This is a genomic window from Pandoraea sp. LA3 (assembly GCF_022696215.1).
In the GTDB taxonomy this organism is placed as follows: Bacteria; Pseudomonadota; Gammaproteobacteria; order Burkholderiales; family Burkholderiaceae; genus Pandoraea; species Pandoraea capi.
This window is the reverse complement of record NZ_PTPY01000030.1, coordinates 327,156-350,323: the sequence shown is the minus strand read 5'-3', so window position 1 is coordinate 350,323 and position 23,168 is coordinate 327,156. Positions and strand designations below refer to the sequence as shown.

Below are 23,168 nucleotides of genomic sequence, written 5' to 3'. Positions count from 1 at the left end.
ATGGCAAAGTTTTTTATCGATCGCCCGATCTTTGCTTGGGTGATCGCCATTGTCATCATGCTGGCCGGCGCGCTTTCGATTCTGAAGCTGCCGGTCTCGCAGTACCCGCCGATCGCACCGCCGTCGGTGCAGATCACCGCGACCTACCCGGGCGCTTCGGCGCAGACCGTGCAGGATACGGTCACGCAGGTGATCGAGCAGCAGATGAACGGTATCGACCACCTGGAATACATGTCGTCGACGTCCGACGGCTCGGGTACCGCTCAGATCACGCTGACGTTCGCGCAAGGCACTAACCCGGACATCGCGCAGGTGCAGGTGCAGAACAAGCTGCAACTCGCCACGCCGCTGCTCCCGCAGCAGGTGCAACAGCAGGGTATCAAGGTGGCCAAGGCGACCAAGAACTTCCTGCTGGTGATCGGCGCGTATTCCGATGACGGCAACATGACCGACATCGACCTGGCGAACTACATTGCCGCCAACGTGCAGGATCCGATCAGCCGTGTGAACGGCGTGGGTCAGGTCCAGCTGTTCGGTTCGCAATACGCCATGCGCGTGTGGGTCGATCCGCAGAAGCTCAACGGCTACAACCTGACCGTCATCGACGTCTCGAACGCCATTCAGGCGCAGAACGTGCAGATCTCGGCCGGTGAGCTGGGTGGCGCGCCTGCGGTGAAGGGCCAGCAGCTCAACGCGACCGTGACGGCCCAGAGTCGTCTGCAAACGCCGGAGCAGTTCCGCAAGATTCTGCTCAAGGTCAACAAGGACGGCTCGCAAGTGCGTCTGGGTGACGTGGCGCGCATCGAGCTGGGCGGTGAGTCGTATCAGGTGGTGGCCCGTTACAACGGCAAGCCTGCCGCCGGTCTGGCGATTACGCTGGCCACGGGGGCTAACGCGCTGCAAACGGCGACTGCCGTCAAGCAGCAGGTCACCGAGCTGGAGCCGTACTTCCCGCAGGGCATGAAGGTCGACTATCCGTACGACACCACGCCGTTCGTGAAGATCTCGATCGAGGAAGTGATCAAGACCCTCATCGAAGGTATCGTGCTCGTGTTCCTGGTGATGTATCTGTTCCTGCAAAACCTGCGGGCGACGATCATCCCGACGATTGCCGTGCCGGTGGTGCTGCTCGGCACGTTCGGCATCATGGGTGCCGCAGGCTTCTCCATCAACACACTCTCGATGTTCGGCCTTGTGCTGGCCATCGGTCTGCTCGTCGACGATGCCATTGTGGTGGTCGAAAACGTCGAACGGGTGATGGCCGAGGAGGGGCTCAGTCCGAAGGAAGCGACGAAGAAGGCGATGGATCAGATCGTCGGCGCGCTGGTGGGTGTGGCGCTGGTGCTCTCGGCGGTGTTCGTGCCGATGGCGTTCTTCGGCGGCTCGACGGGTGCCATCTATCGTCAGTTCTCGTTGACGATCGTGGCGGCCATGGCGTTGTCGGTGCTGGTGGCTATCGTGCTCACGCCGGCCATGTGCGCAACGATCCTCAAGCCGATCAAGAAGGGCGAAATCCACGAGAAGCGCGGCTTCTTCGGCTGGTTCAACCGCAAGTTCGACAGCGGCTCGAAGGCGTATCAGGGTCAGGTGCAGCGCTTGCTCAAGCGCACCGCGCCGCTCATGATCGTCTACGTCGTGATCGTGGCGGCGGTCGGCTTCCTGTTCGTGCGTATGCCGACGGCGTTCTTGCCGGACGAAGACCAGGGTTACTTCTTCAACCTCGTGCAATTGCCGCCGGGTGCGACGCAGGAACGTACGCTCGACGTCATGAAGCAGGTCGAGAAGCACTACCTCGAGAAGGAAAAGGATTCGGTTCGTTCGATCTTCACGGTGACGGGCTTCGGCTTTAACGGCCGTGGTCAGAACGTGGGTCTGGCATTCACGATGATGAAGCCGTGGGAAGACCGTCAGGCGTCCGACCTCAAGGTACAGGCCGTGATTGCGCGCTCGTATCAGGCTTTCGCCAGCGTGAAAGACGCCATGATCTTCGCCATCAACCCGCCGTCGGTGCCGGAACTCGGTAACGCGGGCGGTATCGACTTCGAGTTGCAGGATCGCGCAGGCCTCGGCCACGACGCGCTCATGGCGGCCCGGAATCAGATGCTTGGCATGGCGGCGAAGAACCCGAACCTGGCGAACATGCGTCCGAACGGTCTGGACGACACGCCGCAGTACAAGGTCGATGTCGACGAAGAAAAGGCTTCCGCACTGGGCCTGTCGATCTCCGACGTGTACCAGACGCTGTCGGCCTCGTGGGGTTCGTCGTACGTGAACGACTTCATCGACCGCGGTCGTGTGAAGAAGGTGTACGTGATGGCGGAACCGAAGGACCGGATGCTGCCGCAGGACATCAACAAGCTGTACGTGCGTAACGCCAGCGGGACGATGGTGCCGTTCTCGGCCTTCGCCACCGGCAAGTGGACTTACGGCTCGCCGCGTCTGGAGCGTTACAACGGTGTGCCTGCCGTGGAAATTCAGGGTATGCCGGCACCGGGCAAGTCGTCGGGCGACGCGATGAAGGCTGTCGAAGAGATCGCCAAGCAACTCCCGCCGGGTATCGGTCTGGAGTGGACGGGTCTGTCGTTCGAAGAGCGCATCTCGGGTCAGCAGGCGCCGGCGCTGTACGCGATCTCCATCCTGATCGTGTTCCTGTGTCTGGCCGCGTTGTACGAAAGCTGGTCGATCCCGTTCTCGGTGATTCTGGTGGTGCCGCTGGGTGTGTTGGGTGCACTGCTGGCCGCGACGCTGCGCGGGTTGTCGAACGACGTGTACTTCCAGGTGGGTCTGTTGACGACGGTGGGTCTGTCGGCGAAGAACGCGATTCTGATCGTGGAATTCGCCAAGGATCTGCAAGAGCAGGGCCGCACACTGATGGAAGCCACGATGGAAGCGGTGCGACTGCGTCTGCGCCCGATTCTGATGACGTCGATGGCGTTCATTCTCGGGGTGCTGCCGCTGGCGATCTCGAACGGCGCCGGTTCGGCTTCGCAGCACGCGATCGGTACGGGCGTGATCGGCGGTATGTTGGCCGCAACGTTCCTCGCGATCTACTACGTGCCGGTCTTCTTCGTGCTGGTGCGCAAGCGCTTCGCACATGAGGATCTGGATACGGTGGAGCATCCGGAAGCACGTCATGAAAAACCGGACGCAACCGACGGCCCCGCCAAGGAAGGAAACTGACCTATGAAGCACAAAGCATTGCCGATTGCCTTGGCGGCAGCGTTCCTGGCAGGCTGTACCCTCGCGCCGCACTATGAGCGGCCCGAGGCACCGGTTGCCACGTCGTTCCCCACGGGCCCGGCTTACAAGACGCCCGCAGCGGCGAACCAGAACGGCGCCACCGACAGCAATGTCGTGGCCGCCGAGCTGGGCTGGCGTGAGTTCTTCGCCGATCCGCGTCTGCAAAAGCTGATCGAGATCGCGCTGGAGAACAACCGCGATCTGCGTGTCTCGATGCTCAACGTCGAAGCCGCACGTGCGCAGTACCAGATCCAGCGCTCGGCGCTGCTGCCCTCGGTGGGGGCGGCAGGTCAGGCGTCGGTTCAGCGCTCGCCGGCGGATCTGTCGTCGTCGGGACGTGCCGGTATCAGCCGTAGCTATCAGGTCGGCGTGGGCTTCACGTCGTACGAACTCGATCTGTTCGGTCGCATCCAGAGCCTGAAGGATCAGGCGTTGGAGACGTATCTGGCGAGCGAGGACACGGCCAAGGCAGCGCACATCACGCTCGTCTCGGAAGTGGCGACGGCGTATCTCACGTGGCTGGCCGATCAGGAACTGCTCAAGCTGACGTCCGACACGCTCAAGAGTCAGCAATCGTCTTACGACCTGACCAAGCGCAGCTTCGACGTGGGTACGGCTTCCGGGCTGGATCTGCGTCAGGCGCAAACGCCGGTCGATACGGCGCGGGCGAACTTCGCGCAGTACACGCGTCAGGTGGCGCAGGACGAAAACGCGTTGGCGCTGCTCATCGGTCAGCCGTTGCCGGCCGATCTGCCGCCGGCACGTCCGCTCGACGGGCAGGGCCTGCTGGCCGATCTGCCGGCCGGCTTGCCGTCGGATCTGCTGCTGCGTCGTCCGGACGTGACCGCCGCCGAGCACACGCTCAAGGGCGCCAACGCCAACATCGGCGCTGCGCGTGCCGCGTTCTTCCCGTCGATTTCGCTGACGGCGAATGCGGGCACGGCGAGCGCGTCGCTGAGCAATCTGTTCAAGGGCGGGCAGGGTGCCTGGTCGTTCGCACCGACCATCACGCTGCCGATCTTCGCGGGCGGGCAGAACATCGCCAACCTCGATCTGGCCAAGGTGCAGAAGCGCATCGAAGTCGCCAACTACGAGAAGGCGATTCAGACGGCGTTCCGCGAAGTGTCCGACGGGCTGGCCGCACGCGGCACGCTCGACGACCAGATCGCCGCGCAGGAATCGCTCGTGAAGGCGAGTGACGAGAGCTACAAGCTCTCGGACCTGCGCTATCGCAACGGCGTGGACAGCTACCTGAATGCGTTGGTCGCACAACGTTCGCTGTACTCCTCGCAACAGACGCTGATTGCAACGCGTCTGGCGCGCTGGACCAACCTCGTCACGCTGTACAAGGCGCTTGGCGGCGGTTGGGAAGAGCGCAGTGTACCGGCGAATGCAGGTGCTGCATCAGCGCCATCGGCATCGTGACGTCACAGCGACACAGCGAGACGTGAGGCCGCTTGGATTCATCTGATGGGTTCGATGAGTCTGGCAGGACCGAATGTCTCGCTGCGATGGAAAGCTTGTGAATCGAAACGCCCGGCAATGCCGGGCGTTTTGCATTGGTGCGTCGTGTGGGCGAAGGCCTGCACACGATCGCGCTACGCACACACGACCCACAGGCTACGCACGTGCCGAAATTCCTTGAAAAATCGATTCAGTTCCCGAGAGGTTTAGACGCGGGATTCTACGCTGGCCCCTACCTTGCGTAGGCCATCGTCGCTATCCTTGATCGCGTTGTATTCGCAACACCCCGAGCGTGGAGGACTGTGCGCATGTGCGTTGCCGGGCATCGCCGTTCGTCACGCGGGACACTTATAAGCTGACTGTTTTTCAGGGAGAGACACCATGAGCGATCTTCAAGCCCGCTTCGACGAAGCGGTAGCCCAATCCAAGACGCTGCCCGAACGCCCCGACAATCTCACGCTGCTGCGCATCTATGCGCTGTTCAAGCAAGGCACGGAAGGCGACGTGACCGGCTCCCGCCCTGGTGCGATGGATTTCGTTGCACGCGCCAAGTTCGACGCCTGGGAAATGCTCAAGGGCAAGTCGAAAGACGAAGTGCAGCAGGCTTACGTCGAACTCATCGAATCCCTCAAGGGATGATGGCGACGCGTCACGTGGCGTGCTTCGCGCTTAGCGTGACGTAGCGGTATGCCGCAATGTCGCGCGTTCAGCGCATTCGTGCGACATGCCAGAAACGGCGACTTCGGTCGCCGTTTTTTTATGGGTGCGTGCGCCGGCATTGGCACCCCCCGTTCACTTTGTGTCTGAAGAATGCGGTGGCCCATAACGGGGTGGGTTTTGCGGTGGTGTCCGATTGGCTCGGTGGCATGGGTGCGCGACGATGGAGGCGTCGTTAACGATCAACGAGATGAGGAGTCGCACCATGCCGCAGGACCGTCACTACATGATGCTCATGACCGGGCAACACACGTCGCGCGACGCGAGAATCGATCGGCGGATAGCGCGTGTGCGTGGGCTACCGCAGCGCCAAACGGGAGAGCCTGCGCAGGGCGAGGCACGCAAGCGGCTACGATTGCGTGTGAAGCGAGGCGAACGATCGCGTGCGTCGGCGGCTTCCGAAAGCGTCACGCGCGCCGTGCATCGTGCGCGGCCGACTCACCGTCGACGTTCTGTGCGTGGCGCGGCGCTACTCGAAGTGATGTTCACGCTGACCACACTCATGGCTGGCGCGCAGGGGTTTGCGCACTGGCAGACAGCGGGTGGGATGTCGCCTCAGGCGCTCGTCATCTCGCCCAAGGTGGTCGCGATGGCGATGCCGCTCTCGGGCGTCGAGGGTGGCGCATTTGTTGGTCGCGGGTACTGGCGAGCGGGCGATGCGATGCCGCCTGCCGAGCGTTTCCCGACGCCGGAGACGATGGCGAAGCCATTGATTGCTGGCGATGAGGGCGCGTTCGCTGCGCACCAACACTTACCGGGTGCCGGCGGTGTGTCGCCTGTGTCGTTTGATGCGATGCCGGACGGGGATCGCTTCGCGGTGTCGCAGATGGCGTCGGACGGATCGCCTGACTTCGGACGTCATCCATGACGACGCAGCATCGCCGATTTCCGCTGATGGGGCGAAAGCGTCATGCTCGTGGCTTCACGCTGCTCGAATGGGTGATCGCCATGCCTTTGGGGATACTGATCGTGATAGCGGCCACCGCGATCTATCTCGCGGGTATTCGACTGTGGCGCGTGCAGGCCGAACGATACGACGTGAACGAGCGGGCCAGCTTTGCCTTGACGCAACTCTCGCGTGCGGTCGCCATGGCCGGCTATCGAAATTGGGATCCTACCGAGGGCCAGATCCGTCCGCTAGGCGACGCTGGCAAGCGCGACTGGACGTCACTACGCGCGAGCGCCGAGTGCGCGAGCACGGTGGATACGTGTCCGAAGCGCGGCTGGCAGGGAAGCTCGATTCTCGAGGTGCAATTTCACGGCGCGGGATTTGGCGACGACAGCGGCAATGGCAGCGGCGCGGTGCAGAATTGCGCAGGCCTGAACGTCAGGGCGCGTAGTAACGGCGACAACCGCAACGTCAGCATCTTCTACGTCGACAAGGGAGAGGATGGGATTCCCTCGCTGTTTTGTCGCTACGGCGAGCGCGCGGGGCGCTTTACGGATCTGCGTAATGCGCAGGCGTTGGTCATCGGTGTGGAAGCGATGTATCTCCGGCTGGGTGTCCGGACCGGCGGGACCGGGCCGCTGCGCTGGATATCACCGGTCAAGAGCGCGCGCCGCAAACCCCCGAGCCCGCCCTTGGGTGCTGGTGGCTGGGAGAACGTGAGCGCCGTGGCATTTTCGCTGGTGTTGCGCGGTGCGCCACGCGCGGGCGGCAAGCAACGTGTCGGGCGCTCGGTCGAAGTCTTCGACGGTGACACGGGAGGCCGCGAGTACAAGTGGCTCTCCAATGCAGGCAATGTCCATCTCCATGTTTTCAATGCGGTGGCCTATCGACGTAACGACGGTGGCGTGGGGGAGGAGGCGGCGTGGTTGGCGTCTTCATGGTGATGTGGCTGGCGGCACTCATGGCGCTTGCGGCGTCGGGCATGCAGCATCGCGAGATGGCGACTCGCTTCGTCGCGTACACGAATGACCGCATGGTGGCGTTTGTTGCGGCGGACAACGCGCTAGTCGTGGCTCGAGAGCGTTTGGTGCATGGCTCACAAGCGTCCGAGATAGCGGCGCTTAGCGAATGGGATGCCGGGCCGGGCGACATCATCGCCGCGAGTTATCTCACTGACTATCGTGAGCCGAACCGTGGGGCCGGATGGGGGAAAGTCGACTGGAATGGCCGTGACGTCGTGCCGATGGACAATGCGCGTTACTTCATCGAGCGAATCGCCTTTACCGGCGGGTATCCCGATGCAGGGTCGGCAAAGGTGGCGAGGGAGTCGCCGATACGTCGTTATCGGATCAGCGCGATGGGGTGCGGCAAGTTGCCGGGCACGCGGGTCTTTCTGCAAGCGATCTACGAGGTGAAAGCGCAGTCGGCGCGTCGGGACGAAGCCAGGGCGGCGGCCGGGTCCTACGCGTCGCGGTTGCTGAACTGGCGAGAGGTCGCGGCATGGCACGACAGTTCGGCTGTGAAAGCCGTGCCGGGGCGCCGTCGTGAGCACTGCGATGTCTAGCGCACGAACGATGCGAGGCGTGACATTGATCGAGTGTCTCGTGGCGATGGCGATCATGGCCGTCGCGTTACTGGCGGTTGCGCCCTCGATCGAAGCGGTGCGGCGTCGTGTCGGCGTGGACATCACGGCACGCGCCTTCATGGCAGCGATGCAGACCGCGCGAGGGGAGGCGATGGCGCGACATCGCCAGATCGCCTTTGCGCCACACGACGGCGCGAGTCTGAGCGGGGGATGGATCACGTTCGTCGACGAGAATCGAAATCATCGCTTCGATGACGGCGAACCGTTGCTAAGTCGTTACGCGCCGCTTCCGCAAGGCGTGTCGATCGACGTGAGATGGGGGCTGTATTACACGGAGGGGCTTGCGCTTTCGGAGAGTGGCTTCGTGGGGACCGAAATGCGCAAACGGCTGTCGGGCACGGTGCGAATCAGTGGGCACGACCGACGCATCTGCATCACCATCAACGCGTACGGACGCGCTCGCTATGCAAAACGCTGCGACGCATAGTCGGTAGAGGTCAGTCTCGACGGAAATCGAAAGAGGGGAGCGGCGATACGGGGGAGTGACTCAAGCGGGACGCGAGATGTTTCTTTGTCGAAACGGGCTTAACCGGACTTGCATGATCGATGTCCGCTCGACGGGCACGACGGCCCGGCGAGCGTGACGTCATACGTTTACATCAACGGCGGTGTACCGCGATCGTTGCCACTGGCATTGGCCTTAGCCGATGCGGTTGTTGCACCGTCGCTCGCCGTTGCAGCACCTTCCGGTGCCTTGGCTTGCGACGCGGACGATTTCGTCGATTCATGCCAGAGCTTGACGCCTTGCCAGGCGAGCACGCCGAGCGTGCCCCACTTGAGGCCGCGTCGGGCAATGCGACCGACGGGCGTATGCGACAGTCCCGTCAATGCAATCGATGCGACCGAACTGACCAGCGGGTAGCGTTCGAGCAAGCCACCGAGCTTGAGGCCGGAATTGGCGAGACCGCCGAGACCGGAGAAGTTCGCGAGGCCGCCGGGCAGCAGATAGCGAACCCAGCGGAAATTGCGCAGGCGTTCGCGCGTGACGTGCGAGGCCTGTATCAGCTCGGCGCGCTCGACCGCGATGCGCGTGAGCACGAGCTCCTTGCGAATGGCAAGCAGGTCATGACGCGAGCGTCGCGATTGTCGCGGGCGGCGTGGACGTTGTGGATGTTCCAACGGCACGGGCAGATCTCCTTCAGTCGGGACGCAGGGCGTCGCGGTCCTTTTCGAATTCGGCCAGTGTGGCTTCGAACGGCATCGGGGCATCGCGCAGAATGTTGCGTGCGCGTGCGGCGCACCAGCCTGCGAGCAGGAGATACACGATGAAGATGCCGGTCATGGCCTGGAGGCGATAGGTGTCCCAGAAGATGACGATCACCAGCGCGGTCAGCGACACGAGGGCGAGAACGCCGAAGAGCATCGCGGCGAGACCGAGGAAGGCCACGCCCATCAGGCGTTCCTTTTCTTCAGTCAGTTCGATACCGATGAGTTCGATGCGCGACTGTACGATCTCGAGCAACGCACCGGCGAGGCGCCGCAGCGAAGGCCGCGGTGGGGTCGTGCGATCATTGTCGGTCATGGGCTGGTCTGGGCGGCCCGCCCGACCCGTCGCACCGGTCAGGCAGGCTCCGCCTCGGCAGAGTAGGCGAGAAGTGACTTGCGTCGGCGATGCTTACTTGCGGTTGAGCAGCAGACCGATCACCACGCCGATACCGGCCGCGATGCCAACGGCTTGCCACGGATGATCGTGCACGTAGTCGTCGGTTGCACGCGCGGCTTGCTTGCTCTTCTCCACGACGACGACCTGAACGTCCGAGGCTTTTTCCTTGGCTTGCTTGAGCAGCGTCAGGGCGCGGTCGCTCAGTTCGGAAGCACGCTCACCGGTCGTGTTGGCAGCTTGCTTGAGCAGATCTTCTGCGTCGGCCAGTACGGATTTGATATCGGTCATGAACTTCTCCTTGTTGGTGGGCACTTGCGACATAGTCATTACCCGATTCTGGGAGGAAAATGCGTAATAGCGATGCTGCGGGTACGGGGGATATGGGGCTTATCGTACCGCTTTCAATGCGTCGTTGCCAGAAAACAACACCCTGTCTGCGGTATATTTCGAATCGTTATTTGGAACAAATTTTTTATTCGTTCTGACTAAGCTTAGCATCCTTTAGTCTTGTTCCCACTGAGTGAAAGGTTCTCAAGGAGACCGTCAATGACATTGCGTTTGGGTGATATCGCTCCCGATTTCGAGCAGGATTCGTCGATCGGTACGATCAAGTTTCACGAGTTCCTTGGCGATGGCTGGGGTGTCCTTTTCTCGCACCCGGCCGACTACACGCCGGTGTGCACGACCGAACTCGGTCTGACCGCAAAGCTCAAGGGCGAGTTCGAAAAACGCAACGTGAAGGCCATCGCGCTGTCGGTGGACGATGCCGAATCGCACAAGGGCTGGATCAGCGACATCAACGAGACGCAGAACACCACGGTCAACTTCCCGATTCTGGCCGATAAGGATCGCAAGGTCTCGCAGCTGTACGACATGATTCACCCGAACGCCAGCGAAACCGTGACGGTGCGTTCCCTGTTCGTGATCGACCCGAAGAAGAAAGTGCGTCTGACCATTACGTACCCGGCGAGCACGGGCCGTAACTTCGACGAAATCCTGCGTGTCATCGATTCGCTGCAACTGACCGACAACTACTCGGTTGCCACGCCGGGTAACTGGAAAGATGGCGAAGACGTGGTGATCGTGCCGTCGCTCAAGGACGAAGCTGTGCTCAAGGAGAAATTCCCGAAGGGCTACAAGGCCGTGCGTCCGTACCTGCGTCTGACGCCGCAACCGAACAAGTAAGCCGGTCGCAAGACATACGTAGGTACGCCGGGCGTCCAGTACGTAACGTTCTCAACGTTCACGACGTTACGCACCGGTATCCCGGTCGAAAAAAATGCCAGCTCGATGAGCTGGCATTTTTGTTTGGTACGCGCCGTCACTCGTGGGATTGACGGCCCGCGGCATGCGGCGCGAGAACGGCGCGTACCAGACAACTCCGGCGATGCATCGAACCGGATGTCTCCGGCACCCGCCGGGGAAGGCTCGGAAGCCCGCCCCTTGCTCGTGCCGTCTGCCCGGTTCAACACATAGAGATCATCGCCCCCGGTCGGATCGTGGTGACTGCGACCGATCGACCGGCAGGGCGACGCGATCAGAAGAACGCCTGAATGCCCGTCTGCGCACGGCCGAGAATCAGCGCGTGGATGTCGTGCGTGCCTTCGTACGTGTTGACCACTTCGAGGTTCACGAGATGGCGGGCGATACCGAATTCGTCCGAGATACCGTTACCGCCGAGCATGTCGCGGGCGAGGCGGGCGACGTCGAGTGCCTTGCCGCACGAATTGCGCTTCATGATCGACGTGATTTCGACGGCTGCCGTGCCTTCGTCCTTCATGCGGCCCAGACGCAGGCAACCTTGCAGGCCCAGCGTGATTTCCGTCTGCATGTCGGCCAGCTTCTTCTGAATCAACTGATTGGCGGCGAGGGGGCGACCGAACTGCTGGCGGTCGAGCACATATTGACGCGCCATATGCCAGCAGAATTCGGCGGCACCCAGCGCGCCCCATGCGATACCGTAGCGCGCCGAGTTCAGGCACGTGAACGGGCCTTTCAGACCGGAGACGCCCGGCATCAGATTCTCTTCCGGCACGAAGACCTGATCCATCACGATCTCGCCGGTGATCGATGCCCGCAGGCCGACCTTGCCGTGAATCGCCGGTGCCGACAGACCCTTCCAGCCCTTCTCGAGTATGAAGCCGCGGATCTTCTCCTCGCCGTTTTCGTCGGCGAGCTTGCCCCACACGACGAAGACATCGGCGATCGGCGAGTTCGTGATCCACATCTTGCCGCCGCTCAGCTCGTAGCCGCCGGCGACCTTCTTGGCACGCGTCGTCATGCCGGCGGGATCCGAGCCATGGTTCGGTTCGGTCAGACCGAAGCAGCCGATCCACTCACCGCTCGCGAGCTTCGGCAAATACTTCTGCTTCTGCGCTTCGCTGCCGAATTCGTAGATGGGCACCATCACCAGCGACGACTGCACCGACATCATCGAGCGATAGCCCGAGTCCACGCGCTCCACTTCACGCGCGATCAGACCGTAAGCCACATAGTTCAGACCGGGGCCGCCGTATTGTTCCGGAATCGTCGGGCCGAGCAGACCGATTTCGCCCATCTCGCGGAAGATCGCAGCATCGGTGCGCTCATGACGAAACGCTTCGAGCACGCGCGGCGCGAGCTTGTCGTTCGCATAGGCTGCCGCGGCATCGCGGATCATGCGCTCGTCGGTGGTGAGCTGCGCGTCGAGCAACAGCGGATCTTCCCAATGAAACTGTGCATTGCCTGCCATGGCCCTTCTCCTCCATTCAACTTGACGGAAGTTCCGCAATGCGGAACAATGTTCTGAAATCGAAGTTAGTTTAACACTAAAGTTTTTTGCCCGGCAACGGCCAGTGCGTGCACTGGCCGAAGCTGTTGGTGATGACTGGGAGCGGAGTGCGCCATGGCTGTGATCAAAACGTCCCTATCTGCCTTTGCCGGTGCCCCGGCGCATGGTGTGCCGCCGTCGCATGACGAGCGCAAATTCGTGACGGCGCTCGCGCGGGGACTGGAGTTGTTGCGGGCCTTCGGGCCCGACGACGTGTTACTCGGCAACCGCGACTTTGCCGCCCGCACGGGGTTGCCCAAGGCGACCGTCAGCCGCCTGGCGTACACGCTGACCGAACTCGGCTATCTGCGTTACGACGCCGAACTGGGCAAATACGCGCTGGACGCAGGCGTGCTGGCCCTCGGCTACGCATTCCTCAACGGTACCGACATGCTCACGCTGGCGCGTCCGCACATGCGGGCGTTGGCCAAGGAAATGGGGTGCTCGATTTCACTCGGTTGTCGCGAAGGCCTCGACATGATGTATCTCGAGACGATTCGCAGCGACTCGGCGCATCTCACGCTGGGTTTGACGGCGGGGTCGCGTCTGTCGATGCTGACAAGTTCGATGGGGCGCGTCTATCTCGCGGCCATGACGCCAACTGAGCGCGAGACGATGCTCTCCGACTTGCATGACGCCTACGATGCGAATCCGGCGGCACTGCGCAATATGGGATGGGAGGCGTTGCGGGCCGGGGTCGGCAAGGGCGTCGAATCGTACAAGCGGGAGGGGTGTTGTTACTCGTTCCGCGACTGGCATGAAGGAGTGAATGCCGTTGCGGTGCCGTTGCGCGACGTGCGGCAAAACCGGTGGCTCGCGATCAGTTGCAGCGGGCCGTCGTCGTCGATTCCCGATGCGGTTTTTCGTGAGGAGATCGGACCCCGGTTGAAACAGTTGGCCGCTCGGCTCAGCGGAAACGCTTAAGCGGTCAGTGGTCAATCGGCTTGGGGGTCGCCCGCAGCACTCCGACACCGTTTTAAGTCGCGCTGCGGGCGACCCCCAACCCGATTCGCAACCGCTGTCGATGCGATGACACCGACCGCACTGCGGGCGGCAACGCATAGGGCATTCGATGGCGGTGATTGTCCGGCCCCTGACGTAGCGACTTAACAAGCATTGGAGCGGAGTCAGGGGCCGGGCAAGCGCCGCAGCCCCGGGCATAGGAGAGGGCGAGAGCCGTCTCTATAAGATGGGTTACATCGGCGGACCGCAAAATGCCGAAACACTCAGCGCCGCAGCCCCGGGCATAAGAGACGGCGAAAACCGTCTCTACGTGAAGGTCCAAATCACAACAACGTCCGCACGTGCCACAACTCAGGGAACAGCACGACATCGAGCATCTTGCGCAGATAGGGCGCGCCGTTGGTGCCGCCGGTCCCTTGCTTGAAGCCGATGATGCGCTCGACGGTCGTCACGTGACGGAAGCGCCATTGACGGAATGCGTCTTCGAGATCGACCAGTTCTTCGGCCATCTCGTAGAGTTCCCAATGCTGCGAGGGATTGCGATACACCTCCAGCCAAGCCGCTTCGACGGTCTTGTCGTGCGGCGTCGGCTTCGTCCAGTCGCGATCCAGCCGCGCCGGCGCAATCGCAAATCCGCGACGCGCGAGCAAGCGCACCACTTCATCGTAGAACGACGGCGCCTTGAGGGCCGCCTCGACCTGCTGGAACAGATCGGGACGATGCGAATGCGGCTGGAGCATCGCCACATTCTTGTTGCCCAGCATGAACTCCAGAATGCGGTACTGATACGACTGGAAGCCCGATGAGCTGCCCAGCGACGGACGCATCGACGAATACTCCGACGGCGTCATCGTCGCGAGCACGCTCCATGCCTGCACCAGTTGCTCGAGAATGCGCGACACGCGCGCGAGCATCTTGAACGCCGGCGGCAGTTCGTCGTTATGCACCGCCGTGCGCGCTGCCTGCAACTCATACAGTGCGAGCTTCATCCACAACTCACTCGTCTGATGCTGGATGATGAACAGCATCTCGTTGTGATCGGTCGAGCGCGGATGCTGCGCATTCAGAATCGGATCGAGCGACAGGTAGTCGCCATAGCTCATGCTCTTCGAGAAATCGAGCTGGGCGTCGTGCCACGCGTTGGCGTTCGCCGACATCGATGCCGGGGCCTCGGTCTTCGGCGCACCTGCCGTCTCGTCGCTCCGATGCCCGAACGGGCATCCACCCGACGATGCCTGAGTCGGCGACGGTGCGGCGCCTTCGCCGGCCGGCGTGTCGGTAGACGAAGGCGGTACGTGAGACGTGGGGGAAGTCTTGCTCATGCTGACCGCTCCTCGCTCAGGTCACCGTGCCACGACGATGAAACTCGGGCTTGTCCCACGAACCCGTGCTCAGCACGTCGCGCAGAATTTCGACCGAGTCCCAGACGTCGGCAAAGCTCGTGTACAGCGGCGTCATGCCGAAACGCATGATGCGCGGCTCGCGGTAGTCGCCGATCACGCCACGCGCAATCAACGCCTGAATCACGGCAAACCCTTCCGGATGCTCGAAGCTCACCTGCGACCCACGCGCCGCATGGTCGCGCGGCGTGACCAGCGTCAACGGGAATTCGGCGCAACGCTCCTCCACCAGCTTGATGAACAGGTCGGTGAGTGCGAGCGACTTGCTGCGCAACGCCTGCATCGACGTCTGCGCAAAGATGTCCAGACCACATTGCACCAGCGAGAGCGAGACGATCGGCTGCGTGCCGCAAAGGTAACGCCCGATGCCGTCGTCAGGCGTGTATTCCGGCGTCATCGCGAACGGCGTGCGGTGGCCCCACCAGCCCGACAGCGGCTGCCAGAACGTGTCCTGATGCTTCTTGTTGACCCACACGAACGCAGGCGCGCCCGGGCCGCCGTTCAGGTACTTGTACGTGCAACCCACGGCGTAGTCCGCGTTCGCGCCGTTCAGGTCGACGGGTACCGCACCTGCCGAGTGACACAGATCCCACACTGCCAACGCGCCGGACGCATGAATCTGCGCCGTACGTGCCGCCATGTCGTACATCGCGCCGGTGCGGTAGTTCACGTGCGTGAGCAGGACCACAGCGACGTCGTCGCCCAGCGCGCTTTGCAGTTCGTCCGGCGAGTCGATCAGACGCAGCGAGTAGCCGTCGTCGAGCAGACGTGTCAGGCCCTGCACGATGTACAGATCGGTCGGGAAGTTGCTGCGCTCGGAGACAACGACCTTGCGCTGCGGCGCGCGTGCGCGCTGTGCGTCGAGCGCCGCGGCCATCACCTTGAACAGGTTGCTCGACGTGGTGTCCGTCACCACGACTTCCCCCTTGCCCGCGCCGACGATCGGTGCCAGTGCATCACCCAGCGTACGTGGCAGCGCGAACCAGTCGGCTTCGTTCCAGCTGCGAATGAGACCCACGCCCCATTCCGCGGTAATCACTTCCTGAGCCCGCTTGGCCGACGCGATCGGACGCGCCCCCAGCGAGTTGCCATCGAGATAGATGACCCCCGGCGGCAGATCGAATTGTGCGCGTAGCGGAGCGAGCGGATCGGCCGAGTCGAGGGCCAGACAATCGTTGCGAGAAGACGTCATGGTTTGCGTTGGTAGGTATGGATGTTGTAAAGGCAATCGAAGCAAAAAACGGCGTGCGATGACGCTCAGAGCGAACGCAGCACGGCGCGAACCGGACTGGCGTCGAGTCGCATGAACTTGAGCGGCAGGGCAATGAGTTCGTAATCGGCAGGCTCGATGGCGTCGAGCACCAGCCCTTCGAGAATCGCCATGCGATGCGCGCGAATGCGGTGGTGCGCGTCCATCGTCTTGCTCTCCTGCGGATCGAGCGACGGCGTATCGATGCCCACGAGCTTCACGCCGTGCGAGGCAAGCAGATCGATGGTCTCGGGCGCAACCGCGCAGAAGGCGCTATCCCACTGCGCGACGGGGGCGTGCGCATAGGTGCGCAGCAGCACGCGCGGCGGCACATCCTTCAGGTGCGCTTCGACCATCTCGGGCGTGACGACCGGCGCGGCGCCGAGGCAGTGAATCACCCGGCACGGCCCCAGATACGTCTGAAGATCGACTTCCCCGATGAACGCACCGGCATCGTCGTAGTGACGTGGGGCGTCGGCATGGGCGCCGGTGTGCGGCGACAACGTGATGCGCCCCACATTGACCGGGCAGCCCGGACCGATCTGCCAGACGGCCTCCTCGGTGAACGGGGTGTCGCCCGGCCACACCGGCGTGCTGGCCGAGAGCGGTGCGCTGATATCCCACACGCGACGCTTGCGCGTCTGGGCGTGTGCGACGGTTTTGTCCGAGGCGTTCGAAACGTTCGAAGCGTTCATGCGCAAGCGTTTTGTGAAAGGAAAAGTCCCACATAGTGTAGGAAATTCCTCGCCGCAGGTGCTTGCGTATTCGAAGGGCGTGAAACGTCAGATTGAAACCCGGCAAACATTTTTGCCGTTTTCGCGGTGGATTATTTTAATTTTCGCGAAATTGGTCGAATTCGATGCGAGTTCGACAGAATTCGGACAGGGCGCTCAGGCAGGGCGGGGGATAGCGTAGGAGCGCTGGGGCAAATCGCGTCTGCGACTACCGGCCCTGTGTCATCTGCTGGATGAGTTCGCGCAGCGAGTCCTTCAACTGCGCCGATTGCGTCTCGCCAAACCGCGCAAGCACATGCGCTTCATGACGGCGTGCACTATCGAGCAGTGGCGTGACGTGAACGACGCCCGCCTCGGTTAGCGACACGAGCGACTGGCGCTTGTCGGTGGCACTCGCACCTCGCACGACATATCCCGCCGCCTCGAGCCGGTCGATGACCTTGGTGACCGTGGGCTGCTTGGCAAGCACGATGTCCGCGAGTTGATTGACGGTACGCGCCCGGGCGTCGGAGAGCGTAGCGAGCACGCGCCACTCCAGCACGCCCAGACCGGCGGCGGCGACTTCACGATGGAATTCGTCCGAGACGAGCGCGCTCGCGCGGGCGAGCAGATACGCCAGATAGTCGTCGACGAACGGCGCGCCCGCCACGGACATCGCGCGCCTCAGCCCAGCGACTGCGGCTTGTGGAAGCCGCCAGCGTGGAAGATCAGCGGCATGCGATCCGCCACTTCCTCATGCACGCCGCAACGCTCGACTTCGCCCACGAAGATGACATGGTCGCCCTCGTCGTACCGGCTGCGGTTGTGGCATTCGAACCAGGCGAGCGCGCCGTCGAGCACCGGCGTACCCGACGCCGACAGCGTGTACGGCACGCCCGCGAACCGGTCGCCCTTCATCGTGGCGAAACGCTTGCACAGGTCGAGTTGATCGGCCGCCAGCACATTCACCGCATAGTGCGAGTTTTCACGGAAGACAGGCATGCTGCCGGCGCGCGTAGCCAGACTCCACAAGATGAGTGGCGGCGTGAGCGACACCGAGTTGAACGAACTGGCGGTAATGCCGATGAGCGAGCCATCGTCGGCCCGCGTGGTAATGACGGTGACACCGGTGGCGAATTGACCGAGCGCACTGCGAAAAGCCGCGCTGTCGAAGTCCGGCGCTGTGGCGTGTTTGACGTTCACTTTCCCTGCACTCCCGTCCATTGCGTCCGGTAAATTTGATCGGGTTGATTTGTATGAATATTCATATACTATGGCACGAACAACAGATCGACAAGACGCGTGATGGCCAAACATGGCTCCCTTTCGGGGCGAGAAGGTCAGGCGCTCAGGAGACGATATGCTGATCGAGCGAATCGAGCATAAGTGGATCGACGTATTTGCCGAGACTTTGCGGCGCTGCGACATACGACCCGGTGACGTGGTGGCGATTGTAGCTGAAACGCAATCCCGGCCTGTCAACGTGGAATTAGCGCAACTGGCCGCCGAGTCGCTTGGCGCAAGGCCATTCCGGCTGGTCGTGCCCAGCCCGCGCGTGTCTGCACCGGTGCCCGTGCGCTCGACCGGCGCGAGCGACGCCCTGGGGCAACTCGCCCCCGTCGTGGCGGCCCTCAAGGCTGCGACCCTCGTTGTGGACTGCACGGTCGAAGGCTTGCTGCATGCCCCCGAACTGCCCGACATTCTGGGCGGCGGCGCGCGCGTGCTGATGGTCTCCAACGAACATCCCGAGATTCTGGAACGCTGTGCGACCGACCCGGCGCTGGAGCCGAAGGTGCGTGCCGCGATCAAGCGCTTGCGCAGTGCAGCACAGATGCATGTGACGTCTGCCGCCGGCACCGATCTGCGCATCGGACTTCGCGACGCGCGCGTGGGCGGCGTGTGGGGCTGGTGTGCCAAGCCCGGGCAGGTCGCGCACTGGCCCGGCGGGCTGGCGCTGGCGTTCCCCGCCGCGCACAGCGTGAGCGGCCAACTCGTGCTCGCGCCGGGCGACATCAACCTCACCTTCAAACAGTATTTGCGCGATCGCATCGCGCTCACCGTCGAGGACGATTACGTCGTCGCCATCGACGGTGAGGGCGTGGACGTCGATCTCATGCGCGACTACTTTGCCGCCTGGGGCGATCGCGAGGCGTACGCCGTCTCGCACGTCGGCTTCGGTCTGAACCAGCGCGCACGCTGGGATGCGCTCGCCTGCTACGACAAGCGCGACTGCAACGGTACGGAGCAGCGCGCCTTCGCGGGCAACTTCCTCTATTCGACGGGGGCCAACGAAGTCGCCGGTCGCCACACGCTGGGCCACTTCGATCTGCCGCTGCGCAAATGCACGATCTCGCTCGATGGCGACGTCGTCGTGCGCGACGGTGAACTGCAAGGCGAGTTCGCATGACGACGACCGTTCCGCCCACATCATCCACGCAGTCCGGTCAGTCTGACGGTCCGGCCTGTCCGACCTATCGTGTTGCGGGCGAGGGACCGCTCACGCTCGTGCTGCTGCACGGCATCGGCGGCAATCGTGATGTCTGGCCCGCTCAGTTCGGGACGTTCGTCGCGGCGGGCTATCGCGTGGTGGCCTGGGATATGCCGGGGTACGGCGAAAGCGCCATGCCCGCCGCGCCGACGATGGCGGCGCTCGCCGACAGCCTGCGCGCGTTGCTCGACCGTCTGACGTCGCTCGGCGCTTCGCGGTTCGTGCTCGTCGGTCACAGCATGGGCGGCATGGTCGTACAGGAATTGATGTCACGCGGCGAGCCCTTCACTCGCGATATCGCGGGCCTCGTGCTGTGTGGCACATCGCCCGCGTTCGGCAAGCCGGACGGCGATTTTCAGCGCGAATTCGTGCGCCAACGCACCGCGCCGCTCGATGCGGGCAAGACCCTGCGCGAGATGGCGCAGGCGATCGTGCCGGGCATGCTGGGCGAGCCCGACGATGTCACCCGTGAACAGGCGCAGGCGCTGGCCGTCGATGCCATGGGCGCACTCACGCCCGACGCCTACCGTGCGGCATTGCAGGCGCTCGTCGGCTTCGAGCAGCGTGCCGCGCTGACGCGTCTATCCGTGCCGGTGCTGCTCATTGCCGGTGAGCACGACAACAACGCACCGCCGAAGGTCATGGCGCGCATGGCCGAAGCTATTCCCGACGCACGTTACGTCTGTCTGCCCGGCGCGGGTCATCTCATGAATCTCACGCATCCGGCGGCATTCGACGCCGAGGTGCAAGCGTTCCTCTCGGCACGCTAGCCACCGCCTGCCCGCACTCAGGCACCCCAAGAACCTATCAGGAGACTACCGTGGCCTATCAGCCCCCTTCGATCGTCGGCGAGCACTACCCGCTCACGGACAAGCAGCGGCGCCTGCTGGCGCTGGCCGAACAGGTAGGACGCGAGTCGCTCGCGCCGCGCGCCGCTCGCTGGGATCGCGAAGCGTCGTTCCCGTTCGAGAACTACGACGACATGCGCGCGGCCGGCCTGCTCAAGCTATGCATTCCCGAAGCGGACGGCGGTCTGGGCGCCGACTTCGCCACGTACATGATGGTGTCCGCCGAGTTGGGGCGCCATTGCGGCGCGACGGCGCTCACGTTCAACATGCATACGTGCTCGATGATGTGGACCGGCATTCTGGCCGACGATCTCGACATGACCCCCGAGCAACGCGCCGAGCACGCGGGGTATCGCAAACATCACTTCGAGCGCGTGATTCAGGACGGTGCGATTTACGCGCAACCGTTCTCCGAGGGCAGTGCGGCGGCTGCCGGCAAGGCGCCGTTCGGCACCACCGCGACGAAGGTCGACGGCGGCTGGCTCATCAATGGCCGCAAGATCTTCGCGTCGCTCTCCGGCGCCGCGAACTACTACGGCGTGCTCTGTACGGAAGAGAAGCCCGAACTGTCGATGAAAGACACGTTCTACATCGCCGTGCCGGGCGACGCCCCGGGCGTGACCGTCACCGGCGACTGGGACCCGCTCGGCATGCGTGGCACCGTCTCGCGTACGCTGCTGTTCAAGGACGTGTTCGTTGCCGATGAACTGCAACTGATGCCGCGCGGTGTCTACTATCAGGCAGCGAGCCGCTGGCCGCACATGTTCATGACGCTCGCGCCGACGTACATGGGGATCGCGCAGGCCGCCTACGACTTCACCGTGCGCTATCTGCGCGGCGAAGCCGAAGGCATGGGCGCGCCGGTCAAGCGCCGTATGTATCCGACCAAGCAGATCGCCGTCGCGCAAATGCACATCATGCTGGAGCAGACGCGCGCGTTGTTCCTGCGCGCGTTGCAGGACGGTCGTGCCGATCCGGGCAAGGAAGCGCGTCTGCGCGCCTATGCGGCGCAGTACACGATCATGGAGAATGCGAATGAGTTGTGCCGTCTCGCGATTCGTACTTGCGGCGGACAGTCGATGCTCAAGACGCTGCCGCTCGAACGCATGTATCGCGACTCGCGCTGCGGTGCGCTGATGCTGCCGTGGACGGCGGAGCTGTGCCTCGACCGTATCGGGCGCGAAGCGCTCTACGAGCCAGGTGAGCGCGACGAGTAATCGCGGCGAACGCGTCGGGTCATCGGTGAGTGCTCGACGAGGTTATGCGTTGGCAAGTCGGCATGTTGACATGTCGACGGCAGATCGCAGATCGCAAAAAAATCGGCAGGTCAGTGGTTCAGCGAAACGGCGAGGCGACGAGCGCCTTGCCGTCTCTCTTGTCACGGAGAACAAGTTTGACGCCTTTTGTAGAAGCGCTTGCCCGTCACGCGCGCGCCACGCCCGAGCGGCTGGCGCTGCGGTGCGGCGTGGGTGAGCAAGCCCTGACGACGGACTACGCCGCGCTATGGCGGCGCATCGAGCGCGTAGGCGGTCATCTGCGTGAGACGTGGCGCATCGCCCCCGGCGATCGTGTCGCGTGCCTCGGTCTGAACGACGAACTGCAACTGGCGCTGTTGTTCGCTTGCGCGCGAGCCGGCGCCATCTTCCTGCCGCTGAATTTTCGTCTTGCCGTGCCTGAACTGGCCGCAATCGTGCGCCATGCCGGCGTGCGCGTGCTGTGGTTCGACGCGGCGCATCGTGACGCCGCGCGCCAGATCCGCGACACGCTGGAACAGGACGTCATCACCGATTTGCCGCCGCCCGCCATCGCGCCGATCGAAGGCCTGATCGCAGTGCCGTCCGTCAAACCGGTCCATTACCCCGACGTCTCGCCCGACGCGCCTGTGCTGCTCGCATACACCTCCGGCACGACGGGGGAGCCCAAAGGCGCGCTGCATACGCAGGCGGGCTTGCTGGCCAATGCCGAGGCGAGCTGGTGGTCGCACGACATGCGCGCCGACGATCATGTGCTCTCGACGCTGCCGATGTTCCACGTCGGCGGTCTGTGCATTCAGACGCTCCCGGCGCTGTTGCGGGGCGCCAGCGTCACGCTGCACCCTCGCTTCGATCCGGCAGCGTGGCTCGCAGACGTCGCGCGACATCGCCCGACGCTGTCGCTGATGGTGCCCGCCACGATGCGCGCCGTGCAGATGCACCCGATGTGGGCGACGACGGACGTCTCGTCGCTGCGCGGCGTGATGGCCGGATCGAGTGTCGTACCGATGTCTGCCATCGACGCCTTTCACGCGCGAGGCATTCCGCTGGGGCAGGTGTATGGCGCGACGGAAACCGGGCCGGTGTCGATCGCGCTGCGCTTCGGCGAAGCGAAGGCGCATCCCGGCGCGGTGGGACGTGCGTGTCCGGGCGTGGAAGTCCGTCTGGTTGATGCGGCAGGGCAAGACGTGCCGCCCGGCCACGTCGGCGAGATTCTGGTGCGTGCGCCGAACGTCATGCGCGAGTACTGGCGCGCGCCCGGTCACGTCTCGTTTGCAGACGGCTGGTTTCACTCGGGCGACCTCGCACGACTGCGCGAGGATGGCTGTTACGAGGTCGTTGGCCGCAGCAAGGACATGATCATCTCGGGTGGCGAGAACATCTACCCGGCCGAGATCGAGAATGCGCTGGTCGACTGCCCGGGCGTGATGGAAGCGTCGGTCGTCGGTGTGCCGGACGAGCGATGGGGTGAAGTGCCCGTTGCCGTGGTTGTGCCGACGGCGGAATCGCCTGCGACGCAGACGTCGGTGCTCGACTTCCTCGGCACGCGCATTGCACGCTTCAAACTGCCGCGGCGCGTGGTCGTTTTCGACAACCTGCCCAAGAGCGCCCTTGGGAAAGTGCAAAAACCGATTCTCATCGAGTGGCTATCCGACGGCCCGGATTCGTAAATGTCTACCCGTATTCGCTAATCAGAATCTTTATTCAGTTTTTGCTTAAAAACGCCGAGCGCCTTGTCACACAAGGGACTCGGCGTTTTTTTATGCTGGACTTCCGCGATGCATAAGGGAAAGTCCCTATGCGTAATCTCCCAATTTGTTACCATCCGATGAGAATCGCATTTTTTACTTTGGGAATTGCATCGCAAGATAGCGCCCATGTCGTCAT

The 23,168-nt window shown here is 63.2% G+C and carries 22 protein-coding genes; 13 read left to right on the top strand and 9 right to left on the bottom strand.

The window, feature by feature from the left end; translation table 11 throughout:
• From C5N93_RS11620 to C5N93_RS11590, 7 genes are all read left to right on the top strand, one after another.
• Positions 1–3,180: an efflux RND transporter permease subunit gene (locus C5N93_RS11620; protein WP_242559375.1), complete on the top strand. Its 3,180-nt coding sequence runs from the start codon at positions 1–3 to the stop codon at positions 3,178–3,180.
• 3 nt (positions 3,181–3,183) lie between these two features.
• Positions 3,184–4,665 carry an AdeC/AdeK/OprM family multidrug efflux complex outer membrane factor gene (adeC, locus tag C5N93_RS11615; RefSeq protein WP_069342658.1) on the top strand — a complete coding sequence of 494 codons (1,482 nt, stop codon included), beginning with the start codon at positions 3,184–3,186 and terminating at the stop codon, positions 4,663–4,665.
• A 420-nt stretch (positions 4,666–5,085) separates the two neighbouring features.
• Positions 5,086–5,343 (top strand): acyl-CoA-binding protein, encoded by a 258-nt coding sequence (locus C5N93_RS11610; RefSeq protein ID WP_069342659.1) that lies wholly within the window; start codon positions 5,086–5,088, stop codon positions 5,341–5,343.
• A gap of 283 nt (positions 5,344–5,626) precedes the next feature.
• Positions 5,627–6,289: a hypothetical protein gene (locus C5N93_RS11605; RefSeq protein ID WP_242559374.1), complete on the top strand. Its 663-nt coding sequence runs from the start codon at positions 5,627–5,629 to the stop codon at positions 6,287–6,289.
• Complete coding sequence (locus tag C5N93_RS11600; RefSeq protein ID WP_242559373.1) at positions 6,286–7,254, top strand: PilW family protein; 969 nt, start codon at positions 6,286–6,288, stop codon at positions 7,252–7,254. The genes C5N93_RS11605 and C5N93_RS11600 overlap by 4 nt, the downstream gene beginning before the upstream one ends.
• Positions 7,233–7,874, top strand: coding sequence for a pilus assembly protein (locus C5N93_RS11595; protein WP_242559372.1), 642 nt, complete (start codon positions 7,233–7,235; stop codon positions 7,872–7,874). Before C5N93_RS11600 ends, C5N93_RS11595 begins: the two co-directional genes overlap by 22 nt.
• Positions 7,875–7,893: 19 nt before the next feature.
• A complete protein-coding gene (locus C5N93_RS11590; RefSeq protein ID WP_242559371.1) occupies positions 7,894–8,382 on the top strand; it encodes a GspH/FimT family pseudopilin in 489 nt (162 codons plus the stop codon).
• A 167-nt stretch (positions 8,383–8,549) separates the two neighbouring features.
• On the opposite strand, the gene C5N93_RS11585 is transcribed toward C5N93_RS11590, so the two are convergent.
• The 3 genes from C5N93_RS11585 to C5N93_RS11575 form a co-directional block, all read right to left on the bottom strand.
• Positions 8,550–9,080 carry a DUF3318 domain-containing protein gene (locus tag C5N93_RS11585; RefSeq protein ID WP_242559370.1) on the bottom strand — a complete coding sequence of 177 codons (531 nt, stop codon included), beginning with the start codon at positions 9,078–9,080 and terminating at the stop codon, positions 8,550–8,552.
• 13 nt (positions 9,081–9,093) lie between these two features.
• Positions 9,094–9,477 carry a phage holin family protein gene (locus C5N93_RS11580; RefSeq protein WP_150721326.1) on the bottom strand — a complete coding sequence of 128 codons (384 nt, stop codon included), beginning with the start codon at positions 9,475–9,477 and terminating at the stop codon, positions 9,094–9,096.
• A gap of 93 nt (positions 9,478–9,570) precedes the next feature.
• On the bottom strand, positions 9,571–9,879 hold the full coding sequence (locus C5N93_RS11575; RefSeq protein ID WP_069342666.1) for a YqjD family protein: 309 nt from the start codon (positions 9,877–9,879) through the stop codon (positions 9,571–9,573).
• A gap of 225 nt (positions 9,880–10,104) precedes the next feature.
• On the opposite strand from C5N93_RS11575, the gene C5N93_RS11570 reads away from it, so the two are divergent.
• Positions 10,105–10,743: a peroxiredoxin gene (locus C5N93_RS11570; RefSeq protein WP_069342667.1), complete on the top strand. Its 639-nt coding sequence runs from the start codon at positions 10,105–10,107 to the stop codon at positions 10,741–10,743.
• 352 nt (positions 10,744–11,095) lie between these two features.
• Here C5N93_RS11570 and C5N93_RS11565 read toward each other — a convergent pair whose 3' ends face one another.
• Positions 11,096–12,289, bottom strand: coding sequence for an acyl-CoA dehydrogenase (locus C5N93_RS11565; RefSeq protein ID WP_150721324.1), 1,194 nt, complete (start codon positions 12,287–12,289; stop codon positions 11,096–11,098).
• A gap of 153 nt (positions 12,290–12,442) precedes the next feature.
• Here C5N93_RS11565 and C5N93_RS11560 point away from each other — a divergent pair, with 153 nt between their 5' ends.
• Complete coding sequence (locus C5N93_RS11560; protein ID WP_242559369.1) at positions 12,443–13,291, top strand: IclR family transcriptional regulator; 849 nt, start codon at positions 12,443–12,445, stop codon at positions 13,289–13,291.
• A gap of 362 nt (positions 13,292–13,653) precedes the next feature.
• Here the strand turns inward: C5N93_RS11560 and kynA are convergent, their stop codons facing one another.
• The 5 genes from kynA to C5N93_RS11535 form a co-directional block, all read right to left on the bottom strand.
• Positions 13,654–14,652, bottom strand: a complete 999-nt coding sequence (kynA, locus tag C5N93_RS11555; protein WP_242559368.1) for a tryptophan 2,3-dioxygenase — start codon at positions 14,650–14,652, stop codon at positions 13,654–13,656.
• A gap of 16 nt (positions 14,653–14,668) precedes the next feature.
• Positions 14,669–15,922: a kynureninase gene (kynU, locus tag C5N93_RS11550; RefSeq protein ID WP_069342670.1), complete on the bottom strand. Its 1,254-nt coding sequence runs from the start codon at positions 15,920–15,922 to the stop codon at positions 14,669–14,671.
• A gap of 65 nt (positions 15,923–15,987) precedes the next feature.
• Positions 15,988–16,674: an arylformamidase gene (gene kynB / locus C5N93_RS11545; RefSeq protein WP_242559367.1), complete on the bottom strand. Its 687-nt coding sequence runs from the start codon at positions 16,672–16,674 to the stop codon at positions 15,988–15,990.
• A 247-nt stretch (positions 16,675–16,921) separates the two neighbouring features.
• A complete protein-coding gene (locus C5N93_RS11540) occupies positions 16,922–17,368 on the bottom strand; it encodes a MarR family winged helix-turn-helix transcriptional regulator (RefSeq protein ID WP_242559366.1) in 447 nt (148 codons plus the stop codon).
• Between the two features lie 8 nt (positions 17,369–17,376).
• Positions 17,377–17,916 (bottom strand): flavin reductase family protein, encoded by a 540-nt coding sequence (locus C5N93_RS11535; protein ID WP_069342672.1) that lies wholly within the window; start codon positions 17,914–17,916, stop codon positions 17,377–17,379.
• A 136-nt stretch (positions 17,917–18,052) separates the two neighbouring features.
• Between C5N93_RS11535 and C5N93_RS11530 the strand changes: the two genes are divergently transcribed.
• The 4 genes from C5N93_RS11530 (at position 18,053) to C5N93_RS11515 (ending at position 22,951) form a co-directional block, all read left to right on the top strand.
• Positions 18,053–19,099: a peptidase M29 gene (locus tag C5N93_RS11530; protein ID WP_150721319.1), complete on the top strand. Its 1,047-nt coding sequence runs from the start codon at positions 18,053–18,055 to the stop codon at positions 19,097–19,099.
• Positions 19,096–19,950: an alpha/beta hydrolase gene (locus C5N93_RS11525; protein ID WP_242559365.1), complete on the top strand. Its 855-nt coding sequence runs from the start codon at positions 19,096–19,098 to the stop codon at positions 19,948–19,950. The genes C5N93_RS11530 and C5N93_RS11525 overlap by 4 nt, the downstream gene beginning before the upstream one ends.
• A gap of 50 nt (positions 19,951–20,000) precedes the next feature.
• Complete coding sequence (locus C5N93_RS11520; protein WP_242559364.1) at positions 20,001–21,245, top strand: acyl-CoA dehydrogenase family protein; 1,245 nt, start codon at positions 20,001–20,003, stop codon at positions 21,243–21,245.
• A 176-nt stretch (positions 21,246–21,421) separates the two neighbouring features.
• Positions 21,422–22,951: an AMP-binding protein gene (locus C5N93_RS11515; protein WP_242559363.1), complete on the top strand. Its 1,530-nt coding sequence runs from the start codon at positions 21,422–21,424 to the stop codon at positions 22,949–22,951.
• Positions 22,952–23,168 lie beyond the last annotated feature (217 nt).